Origin of the sequence: Streptomyces sp. CNQ085, assembly GCF_022614595.1 — a bacterium.
Taxonomy (GTDB): Bacteria; Actinomycetota; Actinomycetes; order Streptomycetales; family Streptomycetaceae; genus Streptomyces.
Genome location: NZ_JAJFAU010000065.1, coordinates 1 through 8679, shown reverse-complemented (window position 1 = coordinate 8679; position 8679 = coordinate 1). Strand labels below are relative to the sequence as shown.

Here is an 8679-nt window from a genome sequence, read left to right as displayed (position 1 = left end):
AGATGGAGGTGTGGGCGCTGGAGGCATACGGCGCCGCGTACGCACTCCAGGAGCTGCTGACCATCAAGTCCGACGCCGTCACCGGGGCCGTACTGCTGCGGCGGTGGGACCGGGAGGCGGGCCGGCGGGTCGGCGAGGTCAGGGCGGCCAGGGCCACGGCCGAGTGGCGGGCCGAGGAACGCCAGGCCGAGCTGGAGAACGAGCTGGAGGAGTCGCTGGAGCTGCGCCGGAAGACGGAGGACACGCTCCGGAGCAAGCGCGCCGAGCTGGAGAGGCTGCGTACCGAGCACGCCGCGCTGCTGCGCCGGTACGCCACCGCCGAGACCGAACGGGCCAGCGCCCTGGAGGGGCGGCGGCAGCTCGTCCTGGAGACCGCCGGGCCCGCGAAGGAGCTCACCACCGGGGCCGCCGACCACCGCAGGGCATCCGGCGCGCCCACACCGCTGACCTACGTCCAGGCGGACGAGGCGCTCAGGCGGCTGCGGGCCAACGCCGCCCGCCAGCGGGAGCGGGAGGCCCCGGCCGTACCGGCTCCGGAGCCGGGGGCCCCCCGGCCGTCCCGGTCCGCGCCGCCGCGGCAGGACGGTACGGCGGCGGGGGCGCGGGAGCCGTACGGGCAGGGCTCCGGAAGCCGTGGTGGCGGCGCTCCCAGGCGCGGCGGATTCGACTTCTTCGGCACCCAGAGCGCCCGGCAGCGGCGCAGGACGCCCGGGACGCAGGGCCGTCCCGAGACCGACTCCCCCTCCGGCCGGGACCGCACCGGCGCCCCCGGTGACGCCCCGGACGGCGGCGCGGGGCCCGCCTCCGGCGCCGCACCCCGGACCGGTACCGGCCCCGCGGCCCGCGCCGCCTCGCCCGCAGTCGCGGGCAAGGTCATCGACCTGGGCGAGCCCGGCGACGAGGCCGGGGACGGCGGTGCGGACGCAGGCGGTACCCCGCGGTCGACGGGCCCGGTCAGGGGTCTGCGCCGTGCCCGGTCCGCCTGACCCGGCGGCCCGGTCCCGTCTCCCGGCCGTCCGGCGCGTCTACGTGAGCCAGCGCTCCGGGTGTGCCCCTCGGCGCCCGGTACGGGAGCGCTCCGCCTGGGCGGCCACCACCGCACGGGCCTCCCCCACCGCCCGCAGCCGGGCCGCGACCGTGCCGTTCGCACCGTGGTCGACGTGGATGTCCGCCAGTCCGAAGGCCCGCTCCCAGGGCCCCTGGGTGAGGCGGACGCTCTGCACCTTCGCGTGCGGGACCAGCGACAGCGTGCGGCACAGCAGCCCCTTGCGGGAGGCGAACACCGTCCGCGTCACCCCGTGGCCGTATCCCCGCCACCACAGCGGGACGACCCAGCGGGCCCGGCGCGGCACCGGGACCAGGGACGCCGCCGCCTCGTCCGGGTCGAGGCCGGGGAGCACCCGCGCCAGTACGCCCCGGGCCGTCTCACGGGTGGCGACCGGCAGCAGCAGGCCGCCCTCGTTGCCCCCGGCGGCCACGTCCAGCTCCACCCGGACCCAGCCGCGCCGCCGCCACAGCCACGGCTCGACGATCCGGACGGCCTGGACCCGGCCGGGCGGGACGGTGGCGTGGGCGCGGTCCAGCAGCCCGTGGTCCAGCCGTATCCCGTCCGGCGACTCGGCGACGACCCAGTCGAACTCGGTGAGGAAGCGGCCCACACCACTGCGCCACACACCGCTGAGCAGCGGCACCGCCACCGCCAGGGCGGGCCAGAGGCTGCCGCTCGTCCACCAGATCAGCCAGGGCACGGCCAGCGCCGCGGCCAGAGTGCCCCAGACGGTGCCCAGCAGCAGCAGCGAGACCACCAGCATCCGCGTGCCGACCCGCACCAGCTCCCGGGCGGGCGCCTCACCGGCCTCCGCGGCCGCCTCGGGCGCGATCCCCGCGGCCCGCGCCAGCAGCTCGGCGCGGAGCGCGACGGCGTCCCGCTCGCCCAGGAACGCCAGCTCGTCCTTCTTGTCCGTGCCGACCACGTCCAGCTTGAGCTTGGCCACGCCCACGACGCGGGCCAGCAGGGGACGCCCCACGTCGATCGCCTGGAGGCGGTCCAGCCGGATATGGGCCACGCGCCGGAACAGCAGGCCGGTGCGGATGCGCAGCTCCGTCTCGGTGACCGTGTAGCTCGTCATCCACCAGGACAGGAAGCCGTACGCGGCCGCCGCCGGCAGCAGCGCGAGGACCGCCAGCAGCCGGCCGGCCGTCAGGGACTCCACGCCCTGCCGGGCCCGCTCCGGGTCCTGCGCGGCGAAGGCGAACAGCGCGGCCAGCGGCGCCCACGCCCGCCGCCACGGGGTGACCGGGTGCAGCCGCCTGCCCTCGGGGCGCTGGAGCAGTGCCATCACAACCCCCTCGCGGCCAGGCCCGTCACAGCCCCGCCGAACGGGCCTCGCCCAGCTCGGTGAGCCGTTCGCGCAGCCGCTCGGCCTCCTCGGGGGCGAGGCCGGGTATGTGCGCGTCGGTCGTCGCCGCGGCGGTGTGCAGTTGCACCCGGGCCAGTCCGAAGTACCGCTCCAGCGGCCCCGAGGTGACCTCCACCAGCTGCATCCGGCCGTAGGGCACGACGGTCAGCCCGCGCCACACCACCCCGCGTTCGATCAGCAGGTCGTCGTCGCGCTCGGAGTACCGCCAGGAGTCCCAGTTGCGGGCGATCGCTCCCCATCCCCACAGCGCGACCGCCGCCGGCGCCGCGGCGAGGACGGCCCACCAGGGACCGGCGGCCAGCCACAGGACCGGCCCCAGCACCGCGACGAGCGCCGCGGACACGGCCGTCAGCAGCGTCCTGCGCATCCGCAGCAGCCCGTGCTCGACGCCGCGCCACCGTTCGGCACTCTCCGGCCCTCCGCTCCACCCGGCCTGCCCGGTCGGCCGGGTCTCCCCGTCGGACGGGCCCCCTGTCAGCTGACTCATACGGCAAGGGTAGGCGGCGGTGGTGACAGCGCGTATCCACCGTGGGGAGGAGAGGGAGAGGGGGGCGGTCCCCCGGACGGAGCTGCCAGACTGAGTGCCATGAGCGATCCCGGTACCACCGCCGAGCCCGCCGAGCGCCCCGAGCGCCCCGAGCCCGCCGGGGGCACGGCGGCCGTGACCACCGTCGGCGTCGGCGGCGCGGCGGAGAGCACCGACATGGTGCTCAACATCGGCCCGCAGCACCCCTCCACCCACGGCGTGCTACGGCTGAGGCTCGTACTGGACGGCGAACGGATCGGTTCGGCCGAGCCGGTGATCGGCTACATGCACCGCGGCGCGGAGAAGCTGTTCGAGGCGCGCGACTACCGGCAGATCATCGTCCTGGCCAACCGCCACGACTGGCTGTCGGCCTTCTCCAACGAGCTCGGCGTCGTCATGGCCGTCGAGCGGATGCTGGGCATGGAGGTCCCCGAGCGGGCCGTGTGGGCGCGCACCCTGCTGGCGGAGCTGAACCGGGTCCTCAACCACCTGATGTTCCTCGGCTCCTATCCGCTTGAGCTGGGCGCCATCACGCCCGTGTTCCACGCCTTCACCGAGCGCGAGGACCTCCAGCGCGTCATGGAGGAGGTCTCGGGCGGGCGCATCCACTACATGTTCAACCGGGTCGGCGGTCTCAAGGAGGACCTCCCGGCGGGCTGGCAGGGCCGCACCCGGCAGGCGGTCGCCGCCGTCCGCGCGGAGCTGGGCACCTACGACCGGCTCGTCCTCGGCAACGAGATCTTCCGCGGCCGCACCCGCGGCGTGGGCGTGCTCGCCCCCGAGACCGTCCACGCGTACGGGGTGAGCGGGCCCGTCGCCCGCGCCTCCGGCGTGGACTTCGACCTGCGCCGCGACGAGCCCTACCTGGCGTACGGGGACCTGGCGGACGTGCTGCGGGTCGTCACCCGCACCGAGGGGGACTGCCTGGCCCGCTTCGAGGTGCTGCTGGAGCAGACCCGCAACTCCCTCGATCTCGCCGACGCCTGTCTGGACCGCCTCGCCGGCCTGCCGCCCGGCCCGGTCAACCAGCGGCTGCCCAAGGTGCTCAAGGCCCCGGAGGGCGCCACCTACGCCTGGACGGAGAACCCGCTCGGCATCAACGGCTACTACCTGGTCTCCAAGGGGGAGAAGACCCCGTACCGGCTCAAGCTCCGCTCGGCCTCGTACAACAACGTCCAGGTGCTCTCCGAACTGCTGCCGGGCACGCTGGTGTCCGACATGGTGGCGATCCTGGGGTCGATGTTCTTCGTCGTCGGCGACATCGACAAGTGACGGACAGGGCAACGGAACCGCCGCCGGGCCCGGCGGGAGGCCCGCGACGCTGGCGCGAGGCCGCCGAGGAGGCGCTGTACGGTCCGGGGGGCTTCTTCGTACGCCACGCCCCCGCCGCCCATTTCCGCACCTCGGTGCACGCCTCGCCGCTGTTCGCGGGCGCGGTGGCCGAGCTGCTGCGGCGCGTGGACGAGGTGCTGGGGCAGCCCGCCGAGCTGGCGCTGATCGACTACGGCGCCGGCCGCGGCGAACTGCTGACCGGCGTACTGGCGGCACTGCCCGCGCTCCCCGGCGGTCTGGCGACCCGGGTGCGCCCCCATGCCGTCGAACGCGCCCCCCGGCCGGAAGGCCTCGATCCGGCCGTCGCCTGGTCCGCCGAACCGCCGCGCGGTGCGGTCGGGCTGCTGTTCGCCAACGAGTGGCTGGACGACATCCCCGTGGACATCGCCGAGACCGGTGGGGACGGCGTTCCCCGCTACGTCCTGGTGGACGCCGGCGGCGCCGAGTACCTGGGCGAGCCGGTGACCGGTGAGGACGCCGGGTGGCTGGCCCGCTGGTGGCCGCTGCCGCCCGGGCCGGGGCTGCGCGCGGAGATCGGCCGCCCCCGCGACGCGGCCTGGGCGCGGGCGGTGTCCTGCCTGGAGCGCGGGCTGGCCGTGGCCGTCGACTACGCCCACATCCGCGCCGCCCGTCCCCCGCTGGGCACCCTCACCGGCTACCGCGACGGCCGCGAGGTGCGGCCCGTGCCCGACGGCCGGTGCGACCTGACCGCGCATGTCGCCCTCGACGCGTGCGCGGCGGAGGCCGAACGCACCGGTGCCGGAGGGACCGGGCCGGGGCTGCCGCTCTCCCAGCGCGAGGCGCTGCGCGCCCTGGGCGTGAGCGGCGCGCGGCCGCCGCTCGCCCTGGCGTCGCGCGACCCGGCCGGGTACGTACGGCTCCTGAGCCGTGCGGGCGAGGCCGCCGAGCTGACCGATCCGGCGGGCCTGGGCTCCTTCACCTGGCTGTTCCAGCCCCGCGGGGCCTCGCTGCCTCCACCCTGGGGAGTACGAGGGGAGACGGGGGATCGGCCGTCCGGCTGACCCCGGCGCGTACCGGGTTTGCCTACGCTGGGTTATGTGCACCGGTTCTACGATTTCCTCCGCAGGCACCCCGCCCTGGTCGACGGGGCGTGGGCGGCCGTCCTGCTGGTGGTCTCGGCCGGGTGGCTCATCGGGATCATGACGCATCCCCCGTCGGCCGAGTCGCTGGGGCAGGGGGAGGTCCAGCAGGTCGCCTCCGTTCCGATCGTCCTGGCCCTGTGCACCGTGGTGGCCCTGCGGCGCCGGGCGCCGGAGAAGATGCTGCTGCTGGCCGCCGGAGCGGGGCTGGCGGAGGTGGTGACGGGCGCGTTCCCGGTACCGGCCAACTTCGCCCTGCTGGTGATCGTCTTCACCAGCTCCTCCCGCAACGTCCGCTGGGCCTCCCGCTCCGCCCTCGCCGGCGCCCTGACCGCGCCCACCGTCCACACCCTGCGCTGGCCCAACGAGGGCCAGGGCACCGCCGGCGCGGTACTGGGCACGGTCTTCCTCACCGCCACCTTCCTGCTGGCCTGGGTGCTGGGCGACTCGCTGCGCACCCGGCGCGCGTACTACGCGCAGCTGGAGGAGCGGGCCGCCCGTCTGGAGCGGGAGCGCGAGGCGCAGGCCAAGGTCGCCGTCGCCGCCGAGCGGGCCCGGATCGCGCGGGAACTGCACGACGTGGTCGCGCACAACGTCTCGGTGATGGTCGTCCAGGCCGACGGCGCCGCCTACGTCATGGACACCGCGCCCGAGCAGGCCCGGCAGGCGCTGGCGACCATCTCCGGAACCGGACGCCAGGCGCTGTCGGAGATGCGCAGGCTGCTGGGCGTGCTGCGCACCGGCGAGCGCTCCGAGGGCGGCGAGTACGTGCCCCAGCCCGGTGTCGAGCAGCTCGCCGACCTCGTCGAGCAGGTGCGCGGCGCGGGCCTGGCCGTGGACTTCCATATCCAGGGCACCCCCCGGCCGCTGCCCAGCAGCGTCGAGCTGACCGCGTACCGCGTCGTGCAGGAGGCGCTGACCAACACCCGCAAGCACGGCGGCCCTGACGTCGGCGCGACAGTGCGGCTGACCTACGGCGCCGACGACCTGACCCTGCTGGCCGAGGACGACGGCCGCGGCGCGCAGCGCGAGCTGTACGAGGTCGGCGGGCTGGACGGGCTCGGCCAGGGGCTGATCGGCATGCGCGAGCGCGTCGGCATGGTCGGCGGCAGCCTGGACGCCGGGCCGCGGCCCGGCGGCGGCTTCCGGATCAGCGCGGTGCTGCCGCTGAAGAGCACCGTGTGAGAACCTCCGCGCGCGGCGAGCGGTCCGCCGCCGCACCCTCCGCCGCCCCGCCCCACGACACCAATCCAGGGAAGAACATGACCGTCCGTGTGATGCTCGTCGACGACCAGGCGCTGCTGCGCACCGGCTTCCGCATGGTGCTGGACGCCCAGCCCGACATGGAGGTCGTCGCCGAGGCCGGGGACGGTGCCGAGGCACTGGAGAAGCTCCGCACCACGGCCGTGGACGTGGTGCTGATGGACGTGCGGATGCCCCGCCTCGACGGGGTCGAGGCCACCCGCCGCATCTGCGAGGGGGGCGAGGGTGGCCCCGGCGGCCCCCGGGTGCTGATCCTGACCACCTTCGACCTCGACGAGTACGCCTTCTCCGCCCTGCGGGCCGGGGCGGGCGGCTTCCTGCTCAAGGACGTGCCCCCCGGGGAACTGCTGGCCGCGATCCGCGCCGTCCACAGCGGCGACGCGGTGGTCGCCCCCTCCACCACCCGCCGTCTGATCGACCGCTTCGCCTCCCTGCTGCCCGCCGCCTCCGGCCGGTCCGTGCCCAAAGAGCTGGAGCGGCTGACGGATCGCGAGCACGAGGTGCTGCTGCTGGTGGCCCAGGGGCTGTCGAACGGTGAGATCGCCCGGCGCCTGGTGCTCTCGGAGGCCACCGTCAAGACGCACGTGGGCCGCATCCTCACCAAGCTGGAACTGCGCGACCGGGTGCAGGCGGTGGTGCTGGCGTACGAGACGGGGCTGGTGCGGGCTGGCGGCGGGGGCGCCTGAGGGCCGGGGGCGTTCTCAGCTCCCCGGGCCCCCGGCGGCCGTTCCGCGTTCCGGGACGCGGTGGAGGAAGCCGTGCAGCGCGTCGCGCACCTCCCCCGCCCCCCAGCGCAGCCCCGGAGCGCCCACCGTCACCTCGGTCATGGCCGTCCCCGGCGGGCCGGGCGCACCTGGTGAGTCCCAGACGCGGAACAGCACCGTCCCCTCCTCCTCGGCCTGCCGGACCCCCGCCTCCGTCAGCCCGTCGGCGCCGTACGGCAGCCACACCTGGAACTGGTGGGTGTGCGGCTCCTCCGGATGGATCCGGAACCACGGCACTCCGGCCTCCGCCAGCCCCGCCCGCAGCGCCGCCGCGACCGCCCTGGCGTGGGCGGCGTAACCGGGCAGCCGGGGCAGCTCCCGCTCCAGCCCCACCAGGGCGGACAGCGCGGCGGGCCACTGCTGGAAGACCTGCCCGCCGTAGCGGTGCCGCCAGGCGCGCGTCTGCGCCACGAAGTCCGCGGGACCGGCCAGGGCGGCACCCGAGAGGCCGCCCAGGGACTTGTAGAAGGAGACGTACACGCTGTCGGCCAGGGCGGCGATCTCCGGGAGCGTGCGCCCGAAGTGCGCGGTGCACTCCCACAGCCGCGCGCCGTCGAAGTGCACCACCGCGTCCCGCTCCCGCGCGGCCTCGGTCACCGCCACCAGCTCGTCCCAGGCGGGCAGTACGAAACCTGCTTCGCGCAGCGGGAGTTCGAGCATCAGCGTGCCGAAGGGCTCCTCCAGCTCCCGTACCTCCCCGGCGGTGGGCGGGCGCGGCTCGGAGGTGGGGTGCACGGTGCTCAGCCCGCTCAGCCGCCCCAGCGCGCCCCGCTCGTGGCGTTCGGGGTGCGCCATCGGATGCAGGGCGACGACCGGGCTGCCGGTACGCCCCGCCCAGCAGCGCAGGGCGACCTGCTGGGCCATGGTGCCGGTGGGGAAGAACGCGGCGGCCTCGCAGCCCAGCGCGGCGGCGGTGCGCTCCTCCAGATGAGCGACGATCCCGTCCCCGTAGATGTCTGGGCTGCCGTCCAGGTCCCAGACCTCGGCGCCCTCCCGTGCCAGCCGGGCCAGCCGTCCGGCGACCGTCCCGTCCACCGGGCCGTCGGACAGCTTCCGCCGCGCCGCGGTCCACGCCGCGAGCCCGCGGGCCCGCTCGGCATCGGCGTCCCCGGCGGACTCGGCTTCGAAGTCCCCGCGCGCTTCCTCTGCTTCCCCGGTTCCCTCATCGGCTGTCATGCCCCCGATGATCCCCTACCGCGCAGGCACGGCGCCGTTCTTCTGCCCCGCCGTGCCGCTCCTCACGCGCCCGCGCCGGGCAGTGCCGGCCCGGCGGC

8 protein-coding genes are annotated in these 8679 nt (G+C 75.8%); 5 read left to right on the top strand and 3 right to left on the bottom strand.

Annotated elements, in window-relative coordinates:
* Positions 1-986, top strand: a 986-nt coding sequence (locus LJ221_RS13085; RefSeq protein ID WP_241716557.1) for a hypothetical protein, incomplete at its 5' end; no start/stop codon positions are given.
* A gap of 39 nt (positions 987-1025) precedes the next feature.
* Here LJ221_RS13085 and LJ221_RS13080 read toward each other — a convergent pair.
* Positions 1026-2339, bottom strand: a complete 1314-nt coding sequence (locus LJ221_RS13080; RefSeq protein ID WP_241716555.1) for a PH domain-containing protein — start codon at positions 2337-2339, stop codon at positions 1026-1028.
* A gap of 25 nt (positions 2340-2364) precedes the next feature.
* Positions 2365-2907: a PH domain-containing protein gene (locus tag LJ221_RS13075; protein WP_241716553.1), complete on the bottom strand. Its 543-nt coding sequence runs from the start codon at positions 2905-2907 to the stop codon at positions 2365-2367.
* 216 nt (positions 2908-3123) lie between these two features.
* Between LJ221_RS13075 and LJ221_RS13070 the strand changes: the two genes are divergently transcribed.
* The 4 genes from LJ221_RS13070 to LJ221_RS13055 all read left to right on the top strand — a co-directional run bounded on the left by LJ221_RS13070 (position 3124) and on the right by LJ221_RS13055 (position 7327).
* On the top strand, positions 3124-4218 hold the full coding sequence (locus LJ221_RS13070) for an NADH-quinone oxidoreductase subunit D (protein WP_241716590.1): 1095 nt from the start codon (positions 3124-3126) through the stop codon (positions 4216-4218).
* Entirely contained in the window at positions 4215-5300 is a 1086-nt protein-coding gene (locus tag LJ221_RS13065; RefSeq protein WP_241716551.1) for an SAM-dependent methyltransferase, read from the top strand. Before LJ221_RS13070 ends, LJ221_RS13065 begins: the two co-directional genes overlap by 4 nt.
* Positions 5301-5336: 36 nt before the next feature.
* A complete protein-coding gene (locus LJ221_RS13060) occupies positions 5337-6563 on the top strand; it encodes a sensor histidine kinase (RefSeq protein WP_241716549.1) in 1227 nt (408 codons plus the stop codon).
* A 77-nt stretch (positions 6564-6640) separates the two neighbouring features.
* On the top strand, positions 6641-7327 hold the full coding sequence (locus tag LJ221_RS13055; protein WP_241716588.1) for a response regulator transcription factor: 687 nt from the start codon (positions 6641-6643) through the stop codon (positions 7325-7327).
* A gap of 15 nt (positions 7328-7342) precedes the next feature.
* Here LJ221_RS13055 and LJ221_RS13050 read toward each other — a convergent pair whose 3' ends face one another.
* The gene (locus LJ221_RS13050) at positions 7343-8581 is read right to left on the bottom strand and encodes a low specificity L-threonine aldolase (protein ID WP_241716547.1); all 1239 of its coding nucleotides are present in this window, start codon (positions 8579-8581) and stop codon (positions 7343-7345) included.
* Between the last annotated feature and the right edge of the window lie 98 nt (positions 8582-8679).